This is a genomic window from Nonomuraea sp. LP-02 (assembly GCF_036289125.1).
Classification (GTDB): Bacteria; Actinomycetota; Actinomycetes; order Streptosporangiales; family Streptosporangiaceae; genus Nonomuraea; species Nonomuraea bangladeshensis.
In genome coordinates this window covers 420,153-445,359 of the sequence record NZ_JAXCLK010000001.1, presented here as the reverse complement: position 1 = coordinate 445,359, position 25,207 = coordinate 420,153, and the positions used below count along the sequence as shown (strand labels likewise).

At 72.4% G+C, this 25,207-nt stretch carries 21 protein-coding genes; 13 read left to right on the top strand and 8 right to left on the bottom strand.

The genetic code is table 11. From position 1 onward, the window contains the following. Window positions 1-2: 2 nt before the first annotated feature. Window positions 3-1,556 carry a carboxyl transferase domain-containing protein gene (locus SMD20_RS02085; protein ID WP_435874957.1) on the bottom strand — a complete coding sequence of 518 codons (1,554 nt, stop codon included), beginning with the start codon at window positions 1,554-1,556 and terminating at the stop codon, window positions 3-5. Between the two features lie 87 nt (window positions 1,557-1,643). On the opposite strand from SMD20_RS02085, the gene SMD20_RS02080 reads away from it, so the two are divergent. Then, entirely contained in the window at window positions 1,644-2,243 is a 600-nt protein-coding gene (locus tag SMD20_RS02080; protein ID WP_329574255.1) for a TetR/AcrR family transcriptional regulator, read from the top strand. 137 nt (window positions 2,244-2,380) lie between these two features. Beyond that, the gene (locus SMD20_RS02075) at window positions 2,381-2,803 is read left to right on the top strand and encodes a hypothetical protein (protein WP_329574253.1); all 423 of its coding nucleotides are present in this window, start codon (window positions 2,381-2,383) and stop codon (window positions 2,801-2,803) included. A gap of 52 nt (window positions 2,804-2,855) precedes the next feature. Here SMD20_RS02075 and SMD20_RS02070 read toward each other — a convergent pair whose 3' ends face one another. Next, window positions 2,856-4,226: a hypothetical protein gene (locus SMD20_RS02070; protein WP_329574251.1), complete on the bottom strand. Its 1,371-nt coding sequence runs from the start codon at window positions 4,224-4,226 to the stop codon at window positions 2,856-2,858. A gap of 198 nt (window positions 4,227-4,424) precedes the next feature. On the opposite strand from SMD20_RS02070, the gene SMD20_RS02065 reads away from it, so the two are divergent. Then, window positions 4,425-6,644: a thiamine pyrophosphate-dependent enzyme gene (locus SMD20_RS02065; protein ID WP_329574249.1), complete on the top strand. Its 2,220-nt coding sequence runs from the start codon at window positions 4,425-4,427 to the stop codon at window positions 6,642-6,644. 4 nt (window positions 6,645-6,648) lie between these two features. On the opposite strand, the gene SMD20_RS02060 is transcribed toward SMD20_RS02065, so the two are convergent. Beyond that, window positions 6,649-7,347 carry a M50 family metallopeptidase gene (locus SMD20_RS02060; RefSeq protein WP_329574247.1) on the bottom strand — a complete coding sequence of 233 codons (699 nt, stop codon included), beginning with the start codon at window positions 7,345-7,347 and terminating at the stop codon, window positions 6,649-6,651. Window positions 7,348-7,381: 34 nt separating this feature from the next. Between SMD20_RS02060 and SMD20_RS02055 the strand changes: the two genes are divergently transcribed. The 4 genes from SMD20_RS02055 to SMD20_RS02040 are packed head-to-tail and all read left to right on the top strand — an operon-like array spanning window position 7,382 to window position 10,632. Then, window positions 7,382-8,266, top strand: coding sequence for an amidohydrolase family protein (locus tag SMD20_RS02055; protein ID WP_329574245.1), 885 nt, complete (start codon window positions 7,382-7,384; stop codon window positions 8,264-8,266). Window position 8,267: 1 nt separating this feature from the next. Further along, entirely contained in the window at window positions 8,268-8,741 is a 474-nt protein-coding gene (locus SMD20_RS02050) for a nuclear transport factor 2 family protein (RefSeq protein WP_329574243.1), read from the top strand. Between the two features lie 20 nt (window positions 8,742-8,761). Further along, window positions 8,762-9,880, top strand: coding sequence for a magnesium and cobalt transport protein CorA (locus SMD20_RS02045; RefSeq protein ID WP_329574241.1), 1,119 nt, complete (start codon window positions 8,762-8,764; stop codon window positions 9,878-9,880). Window positions 9,881-9,891: 11 nt separating this feature from the next. Continuing rightward, entirely contained in the window at window positions 9,892-10,632 is a 741-nt protein-coding gene (locus SMD20_RS02040; protein ID WP_329574239.1) for a hypothetical protein, read from the top strand. A 105-nt stretch (window positions 10,633-10,737) separates the two neighbouring features. On the opposite strand, the gene SMD20_RS02035 is transcribed toward SMD20_RS02040, so the two are convergent. Beyond that, window positions 10,738-11,541 carry a Clp protease N-terminal domain-containing protein gene (locus tag SMD20_RS02035; RefSeq protein ID WP_329574237.1) on the bottom strand — a complete coding sequence of 268 codons (804 nt, stop codon included), beginning with the start codon at window positions 11,539-11,541 and terminating at the stop codon, window positions 10,738-10,740. A gap of 93 nt (window positions 11,542-11,634) precedes the next feature. On the opposite strand from SMD20_RS02035, the gene SMD20_RS02030 reads away from it, so the two are divergent. From SMD20_RS02030 to SMD20_RS02020, 3 genes are all read left to right on the top strand, one after another. Next, window positions 11,635-12,834 carry a hypothetical protein gene (locus tag SMD20_RS02030; RefSeq protein WP_329574235.1) on the top strand — a complete coding sequence of 400 codons (1,200 nt, stop codon included), beginning with the start codon at window positions 11,635-11,637 and terminating at the stop codon, window positions 12,832-12,834. Window positions 12,835-13,034: 200 nt separating this feature from the next. After that, the gene (locus SMD20_RS02025; RefSeq protein WP_329574233.1) at window positions 13,035-14,252 is read left to right on the top strand and encodes a hypothetical protein; all 1,218 of its coding nucleotides are present in this window, start codon (window positions 13,035-13,037) and stop codon (window positions 14,250-14,252) included. Window positions 14,253-14,324: 72 nt separating this feature from the next. Then, a complete protein-coding gene (locus SMD20_RS02020) occupies window positions 14,325-17,399 on the top strand; it encodes a chromosome partitioning protein ParA (RefSeq protein WP_329574231.1) in 3,075 nt (1,024 codons plus the stop codon). Here the strand turns inward: SMD20_RS02020 and SMD20_RS02015 are convergent. Then, a complete protein-coding gene (locus SMD20_RS02015; protein ID WP_329574229.1) occupies window positions 17,392-18,627 on the bottom strand; it encodes a citrate synthase in 1,236 nt (411 codons plus the stop codon). The two genes, SMD20_RS02020 and SMD20_RS02015, sit on opposite strands and share 8 nt — an antisense overlap. 73 nt (window positions 18,628-18,700) lie before the next feature. Between SMD20_RS02015 and SMD20_RS02010 the strand changes: the two genes are divergently transcribed. Then, on the top strand, window positions 18,701-19,924 hold the full coding sequence (locus tag SMD20_RS02010) for a LeuA family protein (RefSeq protein WP_329574227.1): 1,224 nt from the start codon (window positions 18,701-18,703) through the stop codon (window positions 19,922-19,924). 8 nt (window positions 19,925-19,932) lie between these two features. Here SMD20_RS02010 and SMD20_RS02005 read toward each other — a convergent pair whose 3' ends face one another. Both SMD20_RS02005 and SMD20_RS02000 read right to left on the bottom strand, forming a co-directional pair. After that, window positions 19,933-21,240: an NAD(P)/FAD-dependent oxidoreductase gene (locus tag SMD20_RS02005; RefSeq protein ID WP_329574225.1), complete on the bottom strand. Its 1,308-nt coding sequence runs from the start codon at window positions 21,238-21,240 to the stop codon at window positions 19,933-19,935. An 89-nt stretch (window positions 21,241-21,329) separates the two neighbouring features. Then, window positions 21,330-22,622: an MFS transporter gene (locus tag SMD20_RS02000; protein WP_329574223.1), complete on the bottom strand. Its 1,293-nt coding sequence runs from the start codon at window positions 22,620-22,622 to the stop codon at window positions 21,330-21,332. A 95-nt stretch (window positions 22,623-22,717) separates the two neighbouring features. On the opposite strand from SMD20_RS02000, the gene SMD20_RS01995 reads away from it, so the two are divergent. Beyond that, window positions 22,718-23,353, top strand: a complete 636-nt coding sequence (locus SMD20_RS01995; RefSeq protein ID WP_329574221.1) for an HAD family hydrolase — start codon at window positions 22,718-22,720, stop codon at window positions 23,351-23,353. Between the two features lie 94 nt (window positions 23,354-23,447). Beyond that, a complete protein-coding gene (locus SMD20_RS01990) occupies window positions 23,448-24,287 on the top strand; it encodes a class I SAM-dependent methyltransferase (RefSeq protein WP_329574219.1) in 840 nt (279 codons plus the stop codon). A gap of 4 nt (window positions 24,288-24,291) precedes the next feature. Here the strand turns inward: SMD20_RS01990 and SMD20_RS01985 are convergent, their stop codons facing one another. After that, window positions 24,292-25,182 (bottom strand): NAD-dependent epimerase/dehydratase family protein, encoded by an 891-nt coding sequence (locus SMD20_RS01985; RefSeq protein WP_329574217.1) that lies wholly within the window; start codon window positions 25,180-25,182, stop codon window positions 24,292-24,294. Window positions 25,183-25,207: the final 25 nt, after the last annotated feature.

Below are 25,207 nucleotides of genomic sequence, written 5' to 3'. Positions count from 1 at the left end.
GATCACATCCGGAAGACGCCGTATCCGGCGGGTTCGAGCGGGGCGTTGGCCGCCGCGGACAGCGCCAGGCCGAGGACGGTGCGGGTGTCGAGCGGGTCGATCACGCCGTCGTCCCACAGCCTGGCCGTGGAGTAGTACGGGTTGCCCTGGTGCTCGTACTGGGCCCTGATGGCGTCGGCGTCGGCGGTGCCGACGGTGGTGAGGACGTTCGCGGCCTGCTCGCCGCCCATCACGGAGATGCGGGCGTTGGGCCACATCCACAGGAAGCGCGGCGCGTACGCCCGGCCGGCCATCGCGTAGTTCCCCGCCCCGAACGAGCCGCCGATGACCACGGTGAACTTGGGCACCCGCGCGCAGGAGACGGCGGTGACCATCTTCGCGCCGTGCTTGGCGATGCCGCCCGCCTCGTACGCCTTGCCGACCATGAAGCCGCTGATGTTCTGCAGGAACACCAGGGGGATGCGGCGCTGGTCGCACAGCTCGATGAAGTGGGCGCCCTTCATGGCCGACTCGCTGAACAGGATGCCGTTGTTGGCCACGATGCCGACCGGGTGGCCGTGCAGGTGGGCGAAGCCGGTGACGAGGGTGTGGCCGTACTCGGCCTTGAACTCCAGGAAACGCGAGCCGTCCACGAGGCGCGCGATGACCTCGCGCACGTCGTACGGCTGGCGGGTGTCGGCGGGGACGACGCCGTACAGGTCGCGGGGGTCGTGGCGGGGCGGCTCGGGCGTGACCACCGGCCAGGGCCGCTCGGCGCGCGGCGCGAGCGTCGAGACGATGTCGCGGACGATGGCGAGGGCGTGCGCGTCGTCCTCGGCGAGGTGGTCGGTGACGCCGCTGACCCGGGCGTGCAGGTCGCCGCCGCCCAGCTCCTCGGCCGTGACCTCCTCGCCGGTGGCCGCCTTCACCAGCGGCGGGCCGCCCAGGAAGATCGTGCCCTGGCCGCGGACGATGACCGCCTCGTCGCTCATCGCGGGGACGTACGCGCCGCCCGCCGTGCACGAGCCGAGCACGGCGGCGATCTGCGGGATGCCGCGGGCGGACATGGTGGCCTGGTTGTAGAAGATGCGGCCGAAGTGGTCGCGGTCGGGGAACACCTCGTCCTGCCGGGGCAGGAACGCGCCGCCTGAGTCCACGAGGTAGACGCAGGGCAGGTGGTTGTGCAGGGCCACCTCCTGCGCGCGCAGGTGCTTCTTGACGGTCATCGGGTAGTAGGTGCCGCCCTTGACCGTGGCGTCGTTGGCGACGATCACGCACTCGCGGCCCGAGACCCGGCCGACGCCCGTGATGATCCCGGCCGCGGGCGCCTCGTCGTCGTAGAGGCCGTTCGCGGCCAGCGGCGACAGCTCCAGGAAGCGCGAGCCGGGGTCCAGCAGGCCGTCCACGCGGTCGCGCGGCAGCAGCTTGCCCCGCTCGACGTGCCGCCGCCGCGACCGCTCGGGGCCGCCGGGCGCGGCGGCGGCGAGGCGGTCGAGCAGGTCGGCGGCCAGGCGTTCGTTGATCTCGGTGTTGCGCTTGTACGCCTCCCCCGCCGGGTCGGCGGCCGAGCCCAGCACCGGCCAGTCGCTGCTCATGCGTCCCCTCTCATGTCCTCATGCCTCGAATGTTAGCCAGCGTTAACGTCATCGTCTAGCATGTGAGACGTGACCAGCACCTCCGCCACCCCTGCCCGCTCCCGGCGCAACAGGCGCGCGGAGATCCTGGAGGCGGCGGCCCGGCTGTTCGCGGCACGAGGCTTCCATGGCGTCCCGATCGAGGAGATCGGCGGCGCGGTCGGCGTCTCCGGCCCCGCGCTCTACCGGCACTTCAGCGGCAAGGAGGCGCTGCTGGCCGAGATGCTGCTCGACGTCAGCTCGCGGCTGCGCGAGTCGGCCGTGGCCGTCGTGACCTCCTCCCCCGGGCCGGAGCAGTCCCTCGACGCGCTGCTCGACGTGCAGATCACCTTCGCCACCGAGCAGCCGGCGCTGATCATCGTGCACGACCGGGAGCTCGGCAACGTGCCCGAGCCGCACCGGCGGCAGATCAGGCGGCTGCAGCGGCTGTACGTCGAGGAGTGGGTGACCGTGCTGGCCGAGCTGCACCCCACGTGCCCGGCCGCCCGGCTGCGGGCCGCCATGCACGCGGTCTTCGGGCTGCTCAACTCGACCCCGCACAGCGCGGGCGAACTGCCCGGCGGCGACATGCGGCCGCTGCTGCGCGCGATGGCCCGCGCGGCGATCGACGCCGCCGTTAACGCACGCTAACACTCGGCGGATCGCGCGACGGCCGACTAGGACTGACTTTCGTATCTCCCTGCGCTCGATCATGTACGGAGGGTAACTTTCCCGATGTGGCCGCGCGGCTTCCCTCCGTCCTCCCTCCGCAGTAAGGAGCGCACCGAATGTTGGATCTCCAGAAGAAGTACGATGACCTGGAAGTCCGGGTCACGGCCCTGGAAGCGGCTACTGTTAGCGGCGTGCCACAGCTCACCATCGCCGACCGGATCGACACGCTTCACCGGCGCGTGGACGACGTCGCCGACAACCTCCTCGACAAGATCGACCGCGAGGTCGGCGCACTCAGGTCCGAGATGAGGGCGGGCTTCGCCAGAATCGACCAGAGATTCACCCAGATCGACCAGAAGTTCGCCCAGATCGACGAGCAATTCGTCAGCATCGACCAGAGGTTCGTCGAGATCGACGCGCGCTTCGCCAAGGTGGAGGAAAGGCTCGACAGGCTCGAGAAGCGGCTCGACTCGCATGACGATCGCTTCGATCGGCTGGAGTCGATCCTCGGCCGGATCGAGAGCAAGCTCTCCAACTAGCCGGCGACACACACGAAAAGGCCCGGAGCCGAAGCTCCGGGCCTCCTCCTGCTTACCTGCGGGTCACCCGGACATAATCCGTACGGCTCGAAGACCCGTACGTGTCGTCGTCACCCTTGAACACGAACTTCCAGCGCCCCGAGTCCCAGGCCCTGGCCTTCACGTAGAGGCGCCCGCTGTCACTGGACCGGAACACCTTCACGTACTCCCACTTCTTCGACCCGGCCTTCTTGAAGTACAGCCCGACCTTGCCGCTGTACCCCTCCCAGCCGTCGTCGTCGGCGATCTGCAGCCTGCCCTTGAACCTCAGATACTTGCCGCGCTTCACCGGCTCCGCGTAGGCGTTGAACCCGGTGATCCGGCTGTCCGCCCTGCTCACCGCGGGCGGCGGGGCGGGCTGTTCGACCGTCACCCAGTCGGCGTCGCTGACGCTGCCGTTCACGCCGCGGGTGCCCGCGTACTCGGCGCGCCACCAGCCGGAGGTGACGGCGGTGGCCGACGCCCAGAAGCGGCCGTCCCTGCCGGTCACCGCGCTGGTCACGTCCTCCCAGCGGGAGGAGCCCGCGGCCCTGAAGGACACGGTCACGCGCTGCCCGGCGAGCCCGTCGCGGCGGTCGGCCTTGAGCGTGCCGGTGAACGTCAGCCGGTCGCCCTTGTCGACCGGCTGGGGCCGTACGTCGAAGCCGTCGATCCGGCTGTCGGCGTTCCGGTGCCTGACGGCCACGCCGGCGGGGTCGCTGACGGAGCCCTTCGCGGCGGCGGTGGCGGCGAACACGGCACGGAACGTGCCGCTCGTCCGGATCCGCACTCCGTCGCCGAACCAGCCGTCGTTCCCGGTCGTGGTCTTGGCGACCTCGCGGAAGTCGCCGGAGTGGCGGCCACGGAACTGGATGGAGACGCTCTGTCCCGCGTACCCCTTGCCGTCGGCGAGCAGGCGCCCGAAGACCTTGACCACATCACCGCGGTCGGCCACGCGCGGCCGGACGCCGAAGGAGGCGAACTTGGTGTCGAGCGCCTTCTTGACAACCACGTCGAAGGTCCCTGAGGCGGACTTCTCCTGGCCGCCGCCCGTGGCCGTGGCGAGGTAGCTCCACGTGCCGGTGGGCGAGGTCTCGAACTTCCTGGTGCCGGTCCACTTGACCCAGTCGCGTACCGGCGTCCTCGTCAGCTCGCCCACGGAGGTGTAGACCCCCGCGGGCGGCTTGAGCTGGAGGGTGGCCTTGTCCGCGTTCTTCGTGAAGACGGTGAAGGTGGCGGTGACCGGCCCGCCGGTCACGTCGAGCGGCGATGCGGGGCTGATGAGCACCCGGCCGATTTCGACGGGTTTCTGTGGGGCCGCCGACGCGGTTGCCGGCGCGAGGGCGACCAGGGCCCCTGCGCCGATCATGACGGCGAAGGCGGTGACACGAATGCGTTGTAACATGCGGGTTCCTTTCTGGATACCCCAGTGCTTCAACGCGGCATTGAGGGTGCCACGTGTGTCTCCTTAAGAGACGCCCAGGAGAGCGGCGAGGTTCAAATACTGACAAACGGTTATGAATCAGGGTCTATAACGACCGGACCGCAACCTGTCCCCCCGCGTCGGGCAGACGCCGGGCCCGATGGCAGACATAATCGGGGTGTGGCGCGGGACACTGTTGAAACACATTTCACCGAAGCCGTCGCGACCCTTGAAGCGGGTCCCCCGCGAGATCCGGCCCAGCCGGTCCGCGAGGGGACGACGCTGACCGGCGAGCGATGCCGGGCGTTGTTCCGGCGCCAGCTCGACAGCCGGCTGCTCGACATCGCCGCCCGCTGGCTGCGCGAGCAGAACGAAGGCTTCTACACCATCGGCTCGGCCGGGCACGAGGGCAACGCCGCGGTCGCCGCCGCGCTGCGGCCCACCGATCCCGCGCTGCTCCACTACCGTTCCGGCGCGTTCTACCTCACCCGCTCCGAGCAGAAGGGCCGGCTGCCCGAGCAGGGGCTGCGCGACGTCCTCATGGGCCTGAGCGCGGCGGCCGACGAGCCGATCGCGGGCGGCCGGCACAAGGTGTTCGGCCATCCCGAGCTGGCGGTCATCCCGCAGACCTCGACCATCGCCAGCCACCTGCCGCGGGCCGTGGGCGTCGCCTTCGCCGTCGAGCGCGCCAAGGCGCTCGGCGCGCCCTGCGCGTGGGAGCCCGACGCGGTCGTCGTGTGCAGCTTCGGCGACGCCTCGATCAACCACGCGAGCGCGCTGTCGGGCTTCAACCTCGCCTCCTACGCCACCTTCCAGGGGCAGGCGCTGCCGATCCTGTTCGTGTGCGAGGACAACGGGCTCGGCATCAGCGTGCGCACGCCCAAGGGCTGGGTGGCGGCGGCCGCGCGGCGGCCCGGCATCGAATACTTCGCGGCCGACGGGTGCGACCTGGCCGACGCCTACGACGCGGCCGCGCGCGCGGTCGAGCACGTACGCACCCGCCGCTCCCCCGCCTTCCTGCACCTGTCCTCGGTGCGGCTCATGGGGCACGCCGGGTCCGACGTGGAGGCGGCCTACCGCACCCAGCGCGACATCCGCGCCGACCTGGCCCGCGACCCGCTGCTGCGTACCGCCGCGATGCTCGTCGAGGCCGGCCTGGAGACCCCGGACGAGCTGCTCAAAAGGTACGAGAGCGCACGCGAGCACGTGCTGCGCATCGCCCTGGAGACCACCCGCCACCCGCGGCTCGGCACCGCCAAGGAGATCAAGGAGCCGCTCGCGCCGCGCGACCCCGACCTGATCGCCCGCATCAGCCCGGCGGCGGCCCCGCCCGCGGCCAGGGACAAGGCGTTCGCCGGGGCGCTGCCCGAGCTCGACAAGCCGCTCACGCTCTCCCAGTCGATCAACCGCACGCTCGCCGACGCGCTCGCCGTCCATCCCGAGATGCTGGTGTTCGGCGAGGACGTCGCGCGGAAGGGCGGGGTCTACGGGGTGACGCGGGGGCTGCAGAAGCGGTTCGGCGCGGGGCAGGTGTTCGACACGCTGCTCGACGAGCAGGCCATCCTGGGGCTGGCGCTCGGGTCGGGGGTGTCGGGGCTGCTGCCGGTCCCGGAGATCCAGTATCTCGCCTACCTGCACAACGCGCTCGACCAGATCCGCGGCGAGGGTGCGACGCTGTCGTTCTTCTCCCGCGGCGCCTACCGCAACCCGATGGTGGTGCGGGTGGCGGGCTACGCCTACCAGAAGGGGTTCGGCGGGCACTTCCACAACGACAACTCGGTGGCGGCGCTGCGCGACATCCCCGGCCTGGTCATCGCCTCGCCGGCGCGGCCGGACGACGCCTCCGCGATGCTGCGCACGTGCCTCGCGGCGGCGCGCGCGTGCGGGACGGTCGCGGTGTTCCTGGAGCCCATCGCGCTCTACCACACGCGCGACCTGTTCGAGGAGGGCGACGGGGGCTGGCTGGCGCCGTACGCGCCGCCGTCCCGCTGGGCCGAGACGCACGTGCCGATCGGGCGGGCCCGCTCCTACGGCGACGGGCGCGACCTGACGATCGTGACGTTCGGCAACGGGGTGCGGATGAGCCTGCGGGCCGCCGTGCGGCTCACCCAGGAGGGCTACGGCTGCCGCGTCCTCGACCTGCGCTGGCTCGCGCCGCTGCCGGTGGAGGACCTGGTGCGGGCGGCGGAGCTGACCGGGAAGGTGCTGATCGCCGACGAGACCCGGCACTCCGGGGGCGTCTCCGAGGGCGTGCTGGCGGAGCTGGCGGACGCCGGGTTCACCGGGCCGGTGGCGCGGGTGACGTCGGACGACAGCTTCATCCCGCTGGGCGGTGCGGCCGATCACGTGCTGCTGTCGGAGGCCGAGATCGAGCAGGCGGCCCGCAAGCTCCTCGGATAGGGAACTAGAGCGGGTTCATGAGGTAGGCCCCGAACGCCGCCGCCGTCACCGCCACCAGGAAGAAGAAGAACACGAAGAAGCCGCCCGGCAGGATCGTCAGCCGGGCGAGCTGGTCGGCGTCGGAGTCCCTGGCCTGCCTGCGGCGCCGCTTCTGCTGCAGCTCGATGATCGGCCGGATCCCGCCGAGCAGCAGGAACCACACGGCGACGAAGGCGACGCCCTGCTGGACGGCGGCGGGGGCGTACATGACGAGCGCGAACACCGCGCCGCCGGTGGCGAGAAGGATCAGCGCGCCGTAGAGGTTGCGGATCAGCAGCAGCATGCAGACCAGGAACAGCAGCACCGTCCAGATCAGCAGCGTGATGCGGCCCTGCTCGGTCAGCCAGGCGGCGGCCAGCCCGAGCAGCGGGGGCGCGAGGTAGCCCGCCATCGCGGTCAGCACCATGCCGGGCCCGGTCGGCCTCCCCCTGGTGAGCGTCACGCCGGAGGTGTCGGAGTGGAGGCGGATGCCCTCCAGCTTGCGCCGGGTGACCAGCGCCATGAGCGCGTGGCCGCCCTCGTGGGCGATCGTGATCAGGCCCCGGGAGACCTGCCAGGGCATGCGGAAACCGACGATCGCGAGCGCGACCAGAGCCGAGACCACCACGACCCAGGGGTGGGGGTCAGGCTGAACCTTGATCAGGTGGGCCCAGAGCTTGTCCATCGAGACAGAACCCTATCCAGGTAAAGTCACGGCCGTGGTCACGGAACAACATTCTGACCAGGGGGTGCCGCAGTGGTGGCGGCGGCTGGGGCTGCCCGGCCTGGTCGACCTGCACGTGCACTTCCTGCCGGAGCGGATGGAGCGGCGGGTCTGGCACCACTTCCGCCACGGCGGGCCGCTGATGGGCGAGGGCTGGCACATCGCGTACGAGTGGCCGGTGGCGGAGCGGGTGGCGCACCTGCGGGCGATGGGGGTGCGGAGCTTCCCCGCGCTGGCGTACGCGCACAAGCCGGACATGGCGGCCGACCTCAACGCCTGGACCATGGATTTCGCCCGCCGTACACCGGGTTGTCTCCCGTCGGCGACCTTCTACCCGGAGCCTGGGGTGGTGGCGTACATGCGGCGCGCCCTGGACGACGGGGCCCGCGTCTTCAAGGTGCACCTGCAGGTCGGCGGGTTCGATCCGCGGGTCCCCGAGCTGTCGGAGGTCTGGGGGCTGCTGGCGGAGTCGGGCGTGCCCGTCGTGGTGCACGCCAGCTCGGTCCCGGTGCCCGGCGGGCACGTCGGCGCGGAGCCCATCGGCGAGGTGCTGCGCCGCCATCCCCGGCTGCGCCTGGTGATCGCCCACCTCGGCATGCCGGAGTACGACCCGTTCTTCGAGCTGGCCCTGCGGTACGAGCGGGTGGCGCTGGACACCACGATGGCATTCACCGACTTCAGCGAGCGGGGCATGCCGTTCCCCGGCCGGCTCCGCCCGGCGCTGCTTGATCTGGGACTTGCGGGGAAGGTGATCCTCGGCAGCGACTTCCCGACCATCCCCTACCCCTACGCCCACCAGCTCGACGCGCTCGCCCGCCTGGACCTCGGCGAGGACTGGCTCAGGGCCGTGTGCTGGGGCAATGGGCGGGCCGTGATCTGATATGAAGGTGAACGAACGTCACATGGCGCTGATCAGTGCTTTCTACGACGCGTTGGGGCGCAACGACCTCGCGGCCATGGAGAGCTGCTACCACCCCGAGGTCAGCTTCGGCGACCCCATCTTCCAGGAGATCGAGGGCCGCGACCGGGTGATGCGGATGTGGCGGCTGCAGCTCGGCGTACGCGACGGGTTGCGGTCCGCCTACACGGACGTATGGGCCGACGACCACAGCGGCACCGCGCGCTGGACCGCCCGCTACACCTTCTCCAGCACGGGGCGGGAGGTGGTCAACGAGGTGGAGGCGCTGTTCAGGTTCGAGGACGGGCTGATCGTGCGGCACCACGACGACTACGACTTCAAGCGCTGGTCGAGGATGGCGCTCGGCCGCCCGCACGGGCTGCTGTTCGGGTGGACGCCGATGTGGCGCAAGACCATCAGGGACCGGGCGACGCAGCAGCTCGACGCGCTCGCCTAGGAGGAAAGGATCGGAGGGGCATGGCCAGGGTCAGGAGTCTGCGCCGCGGCGGTGACGCGCGCGAGGAGCCGCCCGAGCACTCGATGGACCCGCGGGCCACCGAGGAGCCCCCCTACCAGCCCACCGTCATCGACAACGCCATCTACCGCGACGGCGAGCGGGTCGACAACCCCGGCTCGCTCGCCGACGCCTTCGAACGGCTCAAGGACATGCCGGGCAGCATGGCCTGGATCGGCCTCTACCGGCCGAAGGAGTGGGAGCTGGTCAAGCTCGGCGAGGAGTTCAAGCTGCACGAGCTGGCGCTGGAGGACGCCATCGTCGGCTCCCAGCGCCCCAAGGCCGACCGCTACGGCGACACGCTCTTCGTGGTGCTGCGCGCCGCCCGCTACCTCGACGAGGCGGAGGAGGTCGCGTTCGGCGAGCTGCACGTCTTCGTCGGTCCCGACTTCGTGATCACCGTACGGCACGCGGAGGCCCCCGACCTCCAGGGCGTGCGCAAGCGCATGGAGTCCGACCCCGACCTGCTGCGGCAGGGCCCGCAGGCGGTGCTGTACGCGATCGTCGACGCGGTCGTGGACGGCTACGCGCCCGTGGTGGCCGGGCTGCAGAAGGACATCGAGGAGATCGAGGTCCAGGTCTTCAGCGGCGACCCCTCGGTCTCGCGGCGCGTCTACGAGCTGTCCGGCGAGGTCATCGAGTTCCAGCGGGCCACCGCGCCGCTCGTCGGCATGATCCACGCCTTCATCGCCGGAGCCCCCAAGTACGGGCTCAACGACGAGCTGCAGAGCTACCTGCGCGACGTGGCCGACCACGCGATCACGGTGTCGGAGCGGGTGTCGTCCTTCCGGCAGATGCTCCAGAACATCCTGGTCGTCAACTCCACGCTGGTCACCCAGGCGCAGAACGCCGAGATGGCCCGGATGACCGAGGCCAGCATCCAGCAGGGCGAGGAGGTCAAGAAGATCTCCGCGTGGGCCGCCATCCTCTTCGCGCCGACGCTGGTCGGGACGATCTACGGGATGAACTTCGACTTCATGCCGGAGACGCACTGGGCGTTCGGCTATCCGTTCGCGATCGTGCTGATGGCGGCCGTCTGCCTGGTGCTCTACATGGTCTTCAAGCGGCGCGACTGGCTCTAGTATCCCACCTCATGATCACTCGTTTACCGGCGGCCGCGCTCGCCGCCGCCGCCCTGACCCTGCTGTCCACGGCGACCCCCGCGCATGCCGCGCCCGTGACGGGCGCCCCCGAGCTCACGCACAACGCCCTCTACAAGGCGGCCAAGCTCCCCAAGGTCGGCTGCGCGCTGAAGAAGGGCACGACCGCCGCCTCCACGAGGAAGTACGTCACCACGCTCGTCGGCTGCCTCAACAAGGCGTGGAAGCCGGCGATCAAGGACTTCACGCCCGTGGAGGTGCAGTTCAAGGAGTCCAAGGACAAGACGTCCTGCTCCACGGGCCTGGAGGTGTCCGGCTCGTTCTCGGAGATCTGCGCCACGGCCATCCGGGTGCGCCTCGCCGACGACTGGATCAAGGCGAAGGACGACAGGAAGGTGTTCACGTCCGTGGTCAGGACGTGGAGCGGGGTCGTGACTGGCCAGACCGGCATCGGCCGGGCCTGGTGGGCGCTGGAGAACGGCGGGGTCGAGACCGTCATGGACGAGCACAACCGCCGCTACTACCTGCAGCTCGACTGCTTCTACGGGGTCTCGGCCAAGAGCCTCGGCCGGGTGGTCAAGGACTGGAAGCCCGTCCTCGGCATCCCGGACATCTGGAAGAACCGGTTCCACGGCAAGACCGCCAACCGCCTGTCCTGGGTGCGGGCGGGATACGAGACGGGCAAGCCGGGGGCCTGCAACACCTGGAAGGCGAGCTCGGCCAAGGTCGCCTGACGTCCCGGGGACGTCACAGAGCCCCGACGACCAGGCCGACGAGGATCAGGGCGACGAGGGCGAGGCGTAAGGCGATGAGCACGCGCCGGTTGTCGTCCACGACGGTCAGGGCTGCAGGCCGGCGTGCGTCTCCAGGCGTTCCAGGCGCTCCACGATCGGCCGCAGCTCGGCCTTGAGCTGGGCCTTGAGCGCGGCGGCCAGCTGTTCGGCCTGGCCGGGCGCGGGGGCGGCGGCCTGCTGGGTGCTGGCGCGCAGGTGTACGTACCCGGCCAGGGCCGCCGACACTGCGCGGCGGGTGAGGCGCGGCTCGGCGCCCAGGGCGCGCAGCACCTGCCCGGCCGTGCCGTCGGGCTCGGCGACCAGGCCGAGCAGGAGGTGCTCGCAGCCGACGTAGTTGTGGCCGAGCGCGATCGCCTCGGTGACGGCGAGTTCGAGGGCGTTGGCGGCGGGCGAGCTGAGACGCCTCGAACCGGCCCCTGCCGGGTCGGCGGGGTCGGCCGGGGCCGGATCGGTGGGGCCGGCCGGGTCGGTGGCGGGCGGGACGTGCCGGTCGAGGTCGCGGCGCACCTGGTCGAGGCCGATCTCCATGGCGCACAGCACGCGCAGGGCGAGGTTGGTGCCCTCGGTCAGCATGGCGTCAAGCAGGTGCCCGGTGCCGACCTCGGCGGTGCCCTGCGCGCGGGCGGCCTCGGCGGCGAGCTTGAGCACCGTACGGCTCCGGGCCGTGAGGTGGGTCAGCGCGCCGGTCGGCTTGTCCAGGTCGAGATCGCCGAGCGAGGTCTCCCTGATCGCGGTCACCCGGCGTACCGCCTGCTCCAGCGCCCGCTGGCAGACGGCGGACACCGGCACGCCGGCCTCCTTGACAGCCTCGGCGAGGTCGTCGGGCAAGTACACATTGATCTTCGGCATACCCCCAACCATAACCCTATTGGGGTTACACGTCCAGGGCGCCAGCGGCGTCGAGTTCTCCGACTGTCGGTGGGAAGCCGTACCTTAGAGCGCGTGTCCGAACAGCCCCTGACCCTCGACGCCGTCCTCACCGACGAGGCGGTCCTGTCCACCTACCGCCGCATGTTCGCCGCGCTGGCCCGCGACAGCGGGGCCGTGGTCGACGACCCGGTGCTGGTCGACATCGCCGAGACGCTGTTCGCGGCGTTCGCGGAGGCGGGCGAGGAGTGGCTGACGCACGAGCAGATGCGCTTCGCCTGCCGCGCCTATCCGGGCGAGCAGTTCGACAACCGGCTGCGGGTGCTCAAGGGGCTGGGCGCGATCCGCGAGGTGTTCCCCAAGCCCAACCAGCTCCGCTACCGCGCCTCGTTCACCAGCGTCGTCGGGCTGATGTTCATCCGGCGCATGATGGACGACGGCGGGCAGTCGGAGATGCACCGGCTGCTCGCGCTCGAAGACCTCAACGTCGCCGACCCGCGCACCACCATGGAGGAGGCGCGGCAGAGCGCGGTCAACCTCGCGCGGGCGTTCCGGCTGTGGGCGCTGGAGCTGATCACGCTCACCACCGGCACCATCGAGGAGCTGCGCGAGCAGGCGCCCAAGCTGTGGGGCACCGAGGAGATCGCGCGGCGGGCGCAGGGCCTGCACGGCACCATCCTGACCCGCTGGCCCGAGCTCGACCGGGTCTGCACCGATCTGCGGGCCGCCATCTACGCCTACAGCGACGCCTCCCGGCGGGCGGCCGGGCGGCTGGCCGACTCGGCGGGCACCACCCGCAACCTCACGCTGCTGCCGACCGAGACATGGCGCACGTTCTCGCAGACCGCGTCCAAGGAGCGGCTGGCCGCCGTGCTCGACGGGTTCGTCTTCGACGCGCCCGCGCCGTGGCACGATCCGGCCGCCATAGCGCGGGCCGTGGACGAGGCGCCGCGCCCGGCTCCGGCTCAGCCCACGCCGCCGCGCTCCACCCTGCCCGATCCCGGGCCGTCCGACTCGCTCGACACCTCGCCGGGGGCCGCCGTCGAGCGGCTGCGGGAGATGGCCGAGTCAATGCTCGGCGGGTCTCAGCGGGTCGCGCTCTCCGACGTGCTCGGGCCCGACTGGGTGACCGCCCGGCGGGTGCTCGCCGACCTCACCAGCATCGATCTGCGGCCGGAGCTGCCCTATCGGCTGACCTGGAGCGACGAGCTGTCGGTCGATCCCGGCCGGGAGCCGGCCTGGCTGTCCTGCGGCCACCTGGAGCGTACGCGATGAGCACTGGTCAGGAGCAGAGGGCCGCCGGGGAAGAGCGGGCCACAGCGGGCCCGGCGGCCGTGAAGGGCCCGGCCGTGGATGGCCCGGCCGCGAAAGGCCCGGACACGAGGGGGGCAGTCGTGGAGGGGCCGGTTGCGCATGTGCGGGCTCGGTCGGGCGGGCCGTTGCCGCTCGGGCCTGGGGTGCCCGCTCCGGCCGGGATGATACGGCTGACCTGGCCCGACTCCACCGGGCAGGCGCTGCCGGTGTGGCCAGACGGGGTGACGCCGGCGCTGCTGGAGGAATACCAGGTGGCGCCCGCGCCCGTGGAGCGGGCCGGGGAGACGCGGCGGGTGCTGGCGGCCGTGCTCAAGTGCTGCTGGACCGACCTGTCGGTCGACCCGTGGCCGGGTACGCCCGCGCCGGTGGAGCTGGTGCTGGACACCTACCGGGCGTTGATCGGGCGTACCGACGATCTGATGCGCAACTGGGCCGTCGGAGCGCTGCGGCGGCTGCACGACTCGGCGTGGGTCGTCGTGGACGACGGCGTGGTCGTGCTCGGGCCGAGGTGCGCGCTGTGGCCGGTGGAGGCGCACGCACTGCTCCAGGAGCTGGTGCGACGGCTGCCCTCACCGGACCGGGCCGAGCTGACCGTGGTGGGCGACGCCGACATCGTGGCCGCCGCCATGCCCGCAGAATCCGGCATGACCGCCGTGTCCGCTCCGGCCGCCGCCACCGGTGGGCGAGCCGAGGGCGGGGGTGCCGGGTTCGACGATCTGCTCGGCGCGTACGACGAGCGGCGGCGGGCGGAGCTGGTGGCGGCTTACATGGTGGTGGAGCACGCGGCGGAGCCGGTACAGGAGGTGCGCTTCGCCGCCCTGCGGGATCCGGCGCTGCGCCACACGCTGAGCGAGATGCTGGCCCGGCGCGGCCGGGTCCTCGTTCAGCACCGGGACCGCTGGATCACGGGGTACGACGACGCCTGCGCGGCGGCGGTCCCGGCCGCCTCCGGCCGGGACGATCCCGCAGCCGCGAGTCCGCCTACCGCCGGCGAGGGTTCCATGGGCGGGGGGCGGCTCGGGGTGGCGGAGCGGGCGGTGCTGACGCTGGTGCTGGTGCACTCGGTGGCGATCCCGCGGGCCGAGGGGCTGCTGCCGGAGGACTCCTGGCTGTCGCCGCACCCCACTCCGGCCGACGAGCTGCGCCGGCACACGCAGTTGCCCATCGGGGAGCTGGAGGCGGCGCTCCGTACGTTGCGCCACGCCGGGCTGCTCGCGCAGGTGAAGGCCGGTGAGGAGGCGGGCGGCTACGTCCCGGGCCCGCAGTTCCACCGGCTCACCCCGGCGGCGCGGCGGCGGCTCCAGGAGGAGCTGATCCTCGCGGCCGGGCCCAACACCCCGCTTGCGGCGGCCGTACGGGCCCGCAGGTCGGCCAGATGACACGAACAGACACAGGCAGAGCCAGAGCAGCCACAACGGGCGGAAGGGTTACGGGGGTCACAGGTGTCGCAGGTGGAGAACGTCGTCGGAGACCGGGTGCTGATCGCCGTGCAGGCGGTCAACATCTCGCGGCTGTCGACCCATCCGGTGCCCACGGTCCCCGGCACGCTCATCGTGGTGGCGGGGGCCGGGCCGAAGGACTCCAACGGGGCGGGCAAGTCGTCGTTCATCGCCTCGATCACGGCGCTGCTGGGTGACGAGCAGTGGCGGTTCGCCTCGGGCGCGAAGGCGGTCTCCGAGCTGCTGTTCAACGCCGAGCTGGCGAGCGGAGCGGGCGGCCGGCAGTGGGCGAGCGCCGACCACGGCTACATCGTGGGCGTCTTCGCGCCGCCCGGCATGAACGGCTTCCCCGCCGACGACGCCCAGCCGGCCCCAGTGGACGAGCCGGACGCCGTGCCCGCGGACGAGCTGCTGCTGGTGGACTCGGACGAGGCGGGCGGTGAGCTGTTCGAGGTGCCCGACACCTCCGGCGGCGCCCTCACGGTGTGGCTGCGCGTCAACCAGGAGGCGCCCCACCTGGAGATCCGCTGGCGCGAGGGCGTCCATCTGGCGGCGTCGCCGTCGGAGGCCGAGCGGGTGGCGCGGGCCGACGAGATCTGGGCGTCGCTGCCGAAGTCGGCGGGCAAGCGCGACGTCGTGGCGCGCGACCTGACCAAGGCGCTCTACGGCGACCGGATCCGGTGCGTGTCGTTCCTGTCCACGTCCGTACGCAGCAAGGTCGCGACGAACCTGCTCTCCCAGCCGCTCAACGAGATCTCGCCCGAGCGCGTCTTCGAGGCCATCGCCGCCCTGACCGGCCTGGACGCCGAGCTGGAACAGGAGCGGGAGGCCCGCAGGGACGAGCACGCCAAGCGGGTGCGCGCGGCGCAGGCGGGCGAGCGGCTGGCGGAGTTCGAGGCAGAGTCGAAGGCGCTGCTGGGGACGTTCGACCGGCGGGACGAGGCGCGTGTCCGGCTGGCGGAAGCGCTGCGGTGCTGGCGGGGGCGGCAGGCGCGCAAGCTGGCCGACGCCGCCGCCAAGGACGACGCGCTGGCCGCCGAGCTCGACCGGCACCGCGCGGCCGGGGAGGCGGCGGGCGAGGCGATCGCCCTGGTCAGGGCCGAGATCGGCACGCTGCGCGAGGACACGCTCGACCGGCAGGTGTCGGAGGCCCGCAAGGAGCTGGCGGCGCTGCAGGCCAGGGCCGCCAAGCTGGACGCCGACCGGGCCGTGGCCGACAACTCCGCCGACGAGCTGCGCGGCCGGATCCCGGCGCTGGAGCAGAGCCGCAGGTTCGCCGACGGGCGGGACGTGCCCGCCGCCGAGCTGGAGCTGCGCGAGGCGCGGCTCCGGCTCAACGAGGCGCTGAAGGCGCTCGGCGTGGCCGACCAGGAGGTGGCGTCGGCGCAGGCGGCGCTGGACGACGCCGAGGGCGGGCCGGCGGCGGCCCAGCTCAACGCGCTCGCCGCCGCGGGCGTCGGCGCGACCGGCCTCCTCGACGCGCTCGACGTGGCCGAGCAGGCCCGCGACAACGCCACCCACATGCCCGCGCAGGCGGGGCTGCCGGGTGGCGGGCAGGCGGTCGGGCAGGTGGTCGGGTTGCGGGGGTGGCCGCATGAGCATGCGGTCATCGTCGATGCCGCCCGGCTCGGCGAGGCGGCCGAGGCGTTGGCGGGGCTGCCGGGGTCGGTGCTGGTCAGCGCGGCCGGGGTGAGCGTGGTGGGGGCGTTCGAGGGGGTGGCGACCGGGCGGGAGGCCCGGATCAAGGCCGCCGAGCAGCGCCTGCACCGGGCCAAGGACGCGCAGGAGACGGCGGCCCAGGCCGTACACGACGCCGAGGAGGCCGTCGCCGAGGCGCAGCGGCGGCTGGACGGCGCCCAGGCCGGGGTGCGGCTGGCCGAGGTGGAGGCGAAGCTGGCCGAGCGGCGCGCCCGTCTGACCGAGCTCAACGCGGCCGTCGAGGAGCTGGCCCCCAAGGTCGCCGAGGCCGAGCGGCTGGCCGGCGCGCTCGACTTCCGGGCCCGCACCCGGGACATGGAGATCGAACGCCTGGAGGGCCGCAGGCAGCGGCACGAGAGCGAGCGGGCGCAGGCCCGCGACCAGGAGGCGAAGGTCGCCGCCGAGCGGGAGGCGCTGCGCCTGGACGCGCTCGCCGCCGACTGGGGCGGCACGGTGGAGACCGCCCGGCAGTGGCTGGAGGCGCTGCCGGAGGAGGAGCGGCCGCGCACCGCGGACGAGTGGTGGCGGGTCGCCGAGCGCCACTTCGACCAGGCGCTGCGCGACACGTTCCCCGAGGAGGACGCCGAGATCCCCGAGGAGCTGGCCTTCCTGCTCAACGAGCGGGGCGGGAGCACGGCGCGCGAGCAGGCGACGTTCGCGGCGGTGTGCGGGGCGCTCGCGTCCTATCTGCGTGGCCAGGAGGAGTACGAGCGGCACCAGCGGCGGCAGATCGAGGCGCAGCTCGGCTCCCGGCAGCGCGACCTCTCGGCGGCGGCCCGGGGCGCCGAGGAGGCGGCGCAGTCCACGGCGGTGCACCGGGCGGCGCTGACCGCGGCGATCAGGGCGCGGCTGACGCGGGTGGCGGAGGAGTTCGACAAGCTCGACACCTCCTACGGCGGCTACGGCGCGACCCTGGAGTTCCCGGTGCCGCCCGCGCCCGCCGATCCGGAGCAGCGCTGGCAGTGGCGGGTGACGCCGAAGTGGCGGCGCGGCGAGGGCCAGGGGTTCGTGCCGTACAACCGGCGGGCCAACACCGCGCTCATGGACGAGAAGGCGGTCAAGCTGGTGTGCGCCGCCGCCATCGCCTCGTCCGGGGGCGGGCACCTGTGCCTGGTCCTCGACGAGCTGGGCCGCAACCTGGGCAAGGAGCACCGGCGGGAGGCGGTGGCGCTGTTCCGGCGGATCGGCGAGACCTATGGCATCACGGTGATCGGGGCGTTGCAGGACGACATGGAGCCGTACGCGATCGACGCCTGCGGCCAGTACGTCAAGCTGCGCCGGTCGTCGGACGCGATGCCGTACAACGAGCCGCCGGTGATCGTGGGCCACGACCAGCACGCGGAGCGGGTCCGGGCGCTGGCCGCGTACGTCGAGCGGACCGCTATCTGATCGGCGGGCCGGTGTAGGAGGCGCGCAGGCGGAGGAGGGCGCCGCGCTCGTACTCCTCCATGGCGTGCGCCAGCCAGCCGGTCACCCGGGCGACCGCGAAGATCGCCTCGCCGGCTCCGGGGGTCATGCCGGCGACGGCGGTGAGGACGGCGAGGGCGAAGTCGACGTTGCGCTCGGGGAGCCGGCGCCGGCGCATCTCGGCGGCCAGGGCCGTGGCCGCGGCGATCCTGTCGTGGCCGGGGGCGGCCCGTTCGACCAGGTCGAGCAGGACGGTGCCGCGGCCGTCGCCGTTCTTGTAGACGCTGTGGCCGAAGCCGGGGACGCGCTCGCCGCGCCGGACCCGCTCGGCGACGGCGCGGGCGGCCTGACTCGGCTCGGCGACCTCGCGGAGCAGCCGTTCGGCGCCGTACGACGCGCCGCCGTGCAGGGGTCCGCCCAGCACGCCGAGGCCGGTCAGCACCACCGCGTACGGGTCGGCCTTGGCCGAGGCGGCGACCCTGGCGGCCAGGGTGGAGGCGGCCAGTTCGTGGTCGGCGAGCAGGACCAGCGCGGCCCGCAGCGCGTCGAGCGGGGCGGGCGTGGCGGGGTGCGGGCACAGGCGGGACCAGAGCCGGGCGGGGATCGACTCGCCGGCGGGCTCGCTCAGCTCGGGGAGGGCGTCCACCAGGCCGGCGATGAGGCGGCGGCCGGTGGCGGCGACCGAGGCGCGGTCGAGCTGGAAACGCAGCGAGTCGGACGCGCCGAGGACCGTGGTGATCACCTGGAGGCGGTCGAGCGGCAGGAGGTCGGCGGGCAGGCCCTGCTGCGCCGCCACCGCCGCCCGCAACGCCCCTTCCTCGCACCGCCACGGCCATCCGTCGCCGCCACCTGTCCGAGCATCGGACGCAGGAGGGTCGGAGAGGGGCGCGGGGGCGGGGGTGGCGGTCCAGAGCCAGGTGGCGACGGTTTCGAAGGGGTGCCTGCCGGCCAGCTCCAGGGCGTCGGCCCCGCGATAGTACGGCCGGTCCACGCCGAGCGCCGTCACCGCCGACTCGATGACCAGCTCCGGCGGCTGGCTGCGCGGCCGGCCGCGGCGGGCGAGGCGTTCGACCTCCTCGGCGGAGAAGAGGCTGCGCCGCCCGTCGTCGGCGTGCCGCCGCCGCAGCACTCCTCTGCTCACGTACGCGTACAGAGTGGCTGGTTTCACGCCGAGCCGCTCGGCGGCCGTGGCCGCGTCGATCCACTCCATAGGGCTCTTCCACCCTCCACATTGATGAAAATCAATATTGATCCATGTTGAGCAGGAGTGTCAACGTGGACGCATGCCCAAAGTTCACTTCCTCGACGTGACCAACCGGGACGGCGTGCAGACCGCGCGTACCGGCCTGTCGAAGTTCGGCAAGACCATGGTCAACTTCTATCTGGCCAAGCTCGGGGTGGCGCAGTCCGAGATCGGTTTCCCGTTCCTGTTCCACGAGGTCCCGTACGTACGGGCGCAGCTCGCGCTCGCCGAGGCCGGCGCGTTCGGGGAGCTGCGGCTGTCCGGCTGGTGCCGGGGCGTGCCGCAGGACGTGGAGCGGGCCGCCCCGCTCGGGCTGAAGCACTACAACCTGTCCATCTCGACGTCCGACTACATGATCCAGAACAAGTTCCGCGGCCGGCTGGACCGGGAGGCGATCATCAGGGAGATGACCGCCGCGGTGCGGGCGGCCAAGGCCGCGGGCGCGCTGACCGTGGGGGTGAACGCCGAGGACGGCTCGCGTACGGACGACGCCTTCCTGCTGGAGTTCGCGCTGGCGGCGAAGGAGGCGGGGGCCGACCGGGTGCGGTACTGCGACACGATCGGCGGCGACACGCCCGGCCGGATCCGCGAGCGCTTCGCCAAGCTCGCCTCGGCCGCCGCGATGCCCGTCGAGACGCACTGCCACAACGACCTCGGCATGGCCGTGGCCAACTCGGTCTCCGGCGCGCTCGGCGACCTCGACGCCGGCCAGGACGCCTGGATCAACACCTGCGTGAACGGCATCGGCGAGCGTTCCGGCAACGCCGACCTGCTCTCCACCATCCTGGCCTTCCGGCACGGCTTCGGCCTGGACGCCGAGATCGGCGACGCACTGGACCTGTCGTGGGCGCGGCGCTTCGCGTTGTGGGCGGCGTACGCGTTCGGGCAGCCGCTGCCGTACAACCAGGTCGGGGCGGGGCGGAACGCCTTCGCGCACGAGTCGGGCATCCACGCCGACGGCGCGCTGAAGGACCACGGCAACTACGAGCTGTACGACGAGGCGACGCTCGGCCCGTTCCCGCAGGACTGGCACGCCCGCTCCGGGCGGGTGGTCCTGACCGGCGAGTACGGCGGCAAGGCCGGCTTCCGGCACGTCATGGACGGTCTCGGCGCCGAGCTGGCCGCCGGGGACGAGGAGCTGGCGTTCCGCCTGGTCCAGCTCTGCAACGCGATGACCGGCAAGCCGCTCACGGACGACGAGCTGCGCCTGATCGCCGCCCACCCGCGCGAGCTGTCCCTGCTCTTCCCCGGCCTCGCGGAGTAGGGCGGCGCTCAGGCCGCCCGGGGCAGGTCGGCGGCGGCGCGGAAGTCGGCGTCGGCGTGCTCGATCGCCTGGAGCGGCACGGTCTCCCTGCGGAAGATCGCCGACAGCGTCCAGTCCGTCAGCACCCGGGCCTTGTTGCCGAACGTCGGCACCCACGCCAGATGGTACGCCCGGTGCGCCAGCCACCCGAGGAACCCGGTCAGCCGCAGCCGGTACACCTGGGCGACCCCCTGGTGGTGCCCGAGCCCGGCGACCGAGCCGAGATAGGCGTGCCGGTACGGCCGCAGCCGCCGCCCCCGAACGTGGGCCACCACGTTGCGGGCGAGCAGCTTGGCCTGGCGGACCGCGTGCTGGGCGTTGGGGGCGGTGAACTCGCCCGGCCGGGTCAGGTCGGGCACGGCGGCCCCGTCGCCGGCCGTGAACGCGTCCGGCACCCCGGCCACCGTCAGGTATTCGGTGGCGACGATCCGCCCGAGCCGGTCCACGGGCAGGCCGGCGGCCGCGGCGAGGGGGTTCGGCCGGCCACCGGCGGCCCAGACCAGTGTGCCGGCGTCCAGGCGGGTGCCGTCGCTCAGCTCGGCGACGCCGTCCGCGGCCGAGACCAGCCGGACGCCGACGCGGACGTCCACGCCGCGGGCGCGCAGCGCGCCGGCGGTCCACCGGCCGAGTGCGGCGTCCAGCTCGGGCAGGATGCGCTCGCCGGCCTCGACCAGGGTCCAGCTCAGGTCGGCGGGCTCGACGCCGGCGTGGTGCCGGACGGCCTCGTCGGCCAGGCCCTGCATCTCGGCGAGCGCCTCCACGCCCGAGAACCCGCCGCCGACCACGACGAACGTCAGCGCGCGGCGGCGTACCTGCTCGTCGTCGGTCGAGACGGCGGCGGCGAGCTGGGCGAGGACGCGGTTGCGCAGGTGCACGGCCTCGCCGACGGTCTTGAAGCCGACGGCGTGCTCGGCCAGCCCGGGGATGGGCAGCAGGCGGGTGACCGAGCCGGCCGCCATCACGAGGATGTCGTACGTGAGGGTCCTGGCCGGCCCCTGGACCGGCTGGAACTCGGCGGTGCGGGCCGCGTGGTCGACGCCGGTGACGCGGCCGGTCAGCACCCGCGCGCCGGGCAGCGCCGGGGCGAGCGGCGCGACGACGTGGCGCGGCTCGACCGCGCCGCCGGCCGCCTCGGCGAGGAACGGCTGGTAGGTCATGTAACCGCGCGGGTCCACGACGGTGACGCTCGCCTCTCCCGAACGGATCAGCTTGCGCAGCCCCAGAGCGGTGTAAAAGCCGACATATCCGCCGCCGACGATCAGAATGTGCTTGCTCACTGTCCCCAGCTCCTCTCGGGTCTCACCATGAGGACGGGACAGCGCCGCCGGATGTGACAACCCGGCGCGGAGAACTCACGATGTCCGGCTCACAGGGTCCGGTCGCCGGTCTCCGGCAGGGCGCGCAGGCAGAGCAGGCTCAGCAGGGCCATCGCGGAGACGTACACCCCGACCGACGCCGCCCCGAGCCCACCGGCCTGCATGCCGGTCGCGACCAGCGGCGGCACGGCGCCGCCCAGCACGCCGCCGAGGCTGTAGGCGACGGAGGCGCCGCTGTAGCGGTATTCGGTGCGGAACAACTCCGGCAGATAGGCGCCCATCGGGCCGAAGACCAGCCCCATGAGGCCGAGCGCGCCCGCCAGCGCCACGCCGACGAGGACCACCGACCGGGTCTCCATGAGCGGGAACATCACCAGCCCCCACGCGATCGCCAGCCCGCACCCGGCGATCAGCGTGCGCCGGCGGCCCAGGCGGTCGGACACCATGGAGGAGGCGACCGTCCCCGCCGCCATGAAGAGGACGCCGATCATGGTGAGGCCGAGCATGGTGGTGCGCGGGATCTCCAGCGTGCCGGTGCCGTACGACAGGCAGTAGGTGGTGGCGGTGTAGAACAGCGTGTACGCGACCGTCATGGCGCCCGCGCCGAGCAGCACCCGCCGCCACTGGTGCCGCATGAGGCCGACGAACGGCACCTTGGCGATGCGCCGCTCGTCCATCGCGGCCTGGAAGACCGGCGTCTCGGAGATCTTGAGCCGGACGTACAGTCCGACGATCACCAGCAGCAGGCTGGCCACGAACGGCAGCCGCCACCCCCACCCGTCGAACTGCTCCTCGCTCAGCGCCTCGCCGAGCACGAGGAAGAGCCCGTTGGCGGCCAGGAACCCCACCGACGGCCCGAGCTGCGGGAACATCGCGTACAGGCCGCGCTTGCCGGGCGGCGCGTGCTCGGTGGCGAGCAGCGCGGCGCCGCCCCATTCGCCGCCGAGGCCGATGCCCTGGGTGAAGCGCAGCAGCACCAGCAGCACGGGCGCGGCGACGCCGATGGCGGCGTAGCCGGGCAGCAGCCCGATCAGCACCGTCGACAGGCCCATCACCAGCAGCGACACCACGAGCATGGACTTGCGGCCGATGCGGTCGCCCCAGTGACCGAACACGGCCGAGCCGAGCGGCCGCGACACGAATGCCACCGCGAACGTCGAGAAGGAGGCCAGGGTGCCCGCCACCCGGTCCATCTCGGGGAAGAACGCCGTGTTGAGCACCAGGGCGGCGGCGGTGCCGTAGATGTAGAAGTCGTAGAACTCGATCGCGGTGCCGGCGAGGCTGGCGACCGCGATCCTGGACCGGCTCGGGGCGGCCGTGTCCGGCCGGGGGGTTGTCTTCATGGGGGCTCACTCTGGGGCTGACGTGCGGTCACTCGACCCGTCAACGCTACCTGCCGATAGGGTCGGGACGGAAAACCAAGGGGAGGCAAGGCGCGTTGGGTGTCGAACTAGTCATATTCGACTGCGACGGGACATTGGTGGACAGCGAGGCCATCTCTGTCCGCGTGGGGACCGCCGCGCTGCGACGCCTGGGCTGGTCGATCGACGAGGCGGAGTACGTCGAGCGCTTCGTGGGCTGCACCAACGAGTTCTGGGCCGAGCAGGTCGGCGAGACCCCGCCCGGCTGGCGGGAACGGCTCGACGCCGAGTACGAGGCCGCCATCACGGCCGAGCTGCGCGTGATCGCGGGCATCGAGACGGCGCTCGACCAGCTCGACGTGCCGAGCTGCGTGGCCTCCAACGGCCGTCACCGGACCATCCGCCGCAGTCTGGAGATCACCGGGCTGGCCGAGCGGTTCGCGGGCCGGGTGTTCAGCGCCGAGGACGTCACGCGGGGCAAGCCGGCGCCCGACCTGTTCCTGCACGCCGCCGCCACGATGGGGGCCGATCCCGAGCGGTGCGTCGTGGTGGAGGACAGCCCGTTCGGGGTGATGGCGGCGGTGAGCGCGGGCATGCGGTGCCTGGCGTACACGGGCGGCTTCCACCCGGCCACCCGCCTGACCGGCGCGGGCGCCACCCACCTGTTCCACGACCCGGCCGGCCTCCCCGAACTGCTCACCGGCCTGGACTGAACGCTCCCATTCGGGTTTTCTCTTGTTATCGTGAATTGACTTTGATGTGTTATGCTGTTTGCATTCCCATAAATGCCGTGGCTAATATCGCCGCGTGTTCAGCGAGAAACCCAGCCAAACCGCGATGATGGCCGCCGCCGCGCGCGCCGCCCACCTCGTGGTCGACGAGCCCCCGCACATCTTCGCCGACCATCTGGCCGCCCCGCTGCTCGGCGAGCGGGCCGGCGAACTGCTCGGCTACCACCGCCTGCACGGCGGCCATCTCATCCTGTCCGGCACTCGCGCGCAGGTCACCGCCCGCAGCCGGCACGCCGAGGACCGCCTGCTCGGCTCCGGCCTCACCCAGTACGTCAGCCTCGGCGCGGGCCTCGACACCTTCGCCTACCGGCAGTCCGGCGGCGGGATCCGGGTCTTCGAGGTGGACCATCCGGCCACCCAGGAATGGAAGAAAAGACTCCTCGCCGACGCCGGCATTTCCGTGCCGGAATTTCTCACGTTCGTCGGCGTGGATTTCGAGAAGGAGGACCTGAATTCCCGGCTGGGGGCGGAGGGATTCACGTTCGGCCGCCCCGCCTTCGTGAGCTGGCTCGGGGTGAGCATGTATCTCACGGCGGAGGCGGTGTCGGCCACGCTGGCCGCGTTCGCCGCCTTCGCGCCGGGCTCGGAGCTCGTCATGGAGTACGCCCTGCCGCCCGAGGCCCGGGACGCGCTGAGCGCGGAGATGGCCGGCTACGCCCTGCCGGCCGCCGCCGAGCGCGGCGAGCCCTGGCTGACGTTCCACACGCCCGAGTCGGTCACCGCGCTGCTGGCCGATCATGGGCTGCGGGTGGTCGAGCACGTGCGCCAGCCCGACCTCCCGGCGGTGGCCGCGCGGACGGCGGCCACGCCGGTCGGCGTGGACCTGTGCCGCCTGGTCGTCGCCGCCCCCGCCTGAGCCGTCAGCCCTCCTTGACGCGGGCGCGGCCGTTCTCGTCCAGGTAGTCGCGCCACGACCGCTTCGGGGTCCAGCCCAGCAGGCGGTGCGCCTTGGCGCAGGAGACGCCCGAGGCGTCGGGACGGGCGAGCGGCCGCAGCTCGATCGTCTCGCTCACGTGCTCGCGCAGCGCCGCCGCGAAGTCGTGCCCGCCCGCGTTGTCGGGGGCGGCGATGTAGAACACCTCATGACCCGGCAGATCGGACTCCACGGCCAGGACGATCGCGTCCGCCAGGTCGTAGGCGTCGGTGTAGCTCCACAGCCCCGCCCCGGCCTGGCTGACGTCGCGCACCTGCGGGCCGAGGTTGCGCTCGTAGTTGCCCTCGTGCTGCACCCAGCTCGGCCGCAGGGAGATGCACCTCAGGTCGGAGCGGCGCACGGCCGCGTCCATGAGCTGCTCGCCGACGTGCTTCGACAGCGCGTACGGGTCCTGCGGCCGGATCGGGTGCTCCTCGTCCACCGGCACGTAGTCCGGCAGGAACGGCCGCTCGGGGAAGAAGAACCCGGGCACCGTCTCGCTGGAGATGTTGACGAACCTGGTCACGCCGAACCGCACGGCCGCCTCGACCAGGTTGAACGTCGCCATGACGTTGTTCTGGAACACCACGTGCGGCGGATTGTGCGTGGGGTCGGGAATGGCCGCCGCGTGCACCACCGCCTCCGCCCCGCGCGCCACGGCGAACGCCTGACCGGCGTCCGTCAGGTCGGCCTGCAGGTAGCGGGGGGCGCCCGGCTCCTCCCGTTCCCAGACCGGACGGGTGACATCGGAGGCGGTCACCTCGTGACCGGCCGCCAGCAACGCCTGGACGGCCGCCCGCCCCACCTTGCCGTGGGCCCCCGTGACGACGACACGCATGGGTTTGTCTCCTTCGCCGCATAGT

Coding starts and splice junctions, on each gene's coding strand:
- SMD20_RS02045 (WP_329574241.1), top strand. CDS start 8,762: ATGGCCAGGGTCAGGAGTCTGCGCCGCGGCGGTGACGCGCGCGAGGAG.
- SMD20_RS02075 (WP_329574253.1), top strand. CDS start 2,381: ATGTTGGATCTCCAGAAGAAGTACGATGACCTGGAAGTCCGGGTCACG.
- SMD20_RS01985 (WP_329574217.1), bottom strand. CDS start 25,182: ATGCGTGTCGTCGTCACGGGGGCCCACGGCAAGGTGGGGCGGGCGGCC.
- SMD20_RS02010 (WP_329574227.1), top strand. CDS start 18,701: ATGCCCAAAGTTCACTTCCTCGACGTGACCAACCGGGACGGCGTGCAG.
- SMD20_RS02060 (WP_329574247.1), bottom strand. CDS start 7,347: ATGGACAAGCTCTGGGCCCACCTGATCAAGGTTCAGCCTGACCCCCAC.
- SMD20_RS02025 (WP_329574233.1), top strand. CDS start 13,035: ATGATACGGCTGACCTGGCCCGACTCCACCGGGCAGGCGCTGCCGGTG.
- SMD20_RS02040 (WP_329574239.1), top strand. CDS start 9,892: ATGATCACTCGTTTACCGGCGGCCGCGCTCGCCGCCGCCGCCCTGACC.
- SMD20_RS02070 (WP_329574251.1), bottom strand. CDS start 4,226: ATGTTACAACGCATTCGTGTCACCGCCTTCGCCGTCATGATCGGCGCA.
- SMD20_RS02050 (WP_329574243.1), top strand. CDS start 8,268: ATGAAGGTGAACGAACGTCACATGGCGCTGATCAGTGCTTTCTACGAC.
- SMD20_RS02035 (WP_329574237.1), bottom strand. CDS start 11,541: ATGCCGAAGATCAATGTGTACTTGCCCGACGACCTCGCCGAGGCTGTC.
- SMD20_RS02015 (WP_329574229.1), bottom strand. CDS start 18,627: ATGGAGTGGATCGACGCGGCCACGGCCGCCGAGCGGCTCGGCGTGAAA.
- SMD20_RS02000 (WP_329574223.1), bottom strand. CDS start 22,622: ATGAAGACAACCCCCCGGCCGGACACGGCCGCCCCGAGCCGGTCCAGG.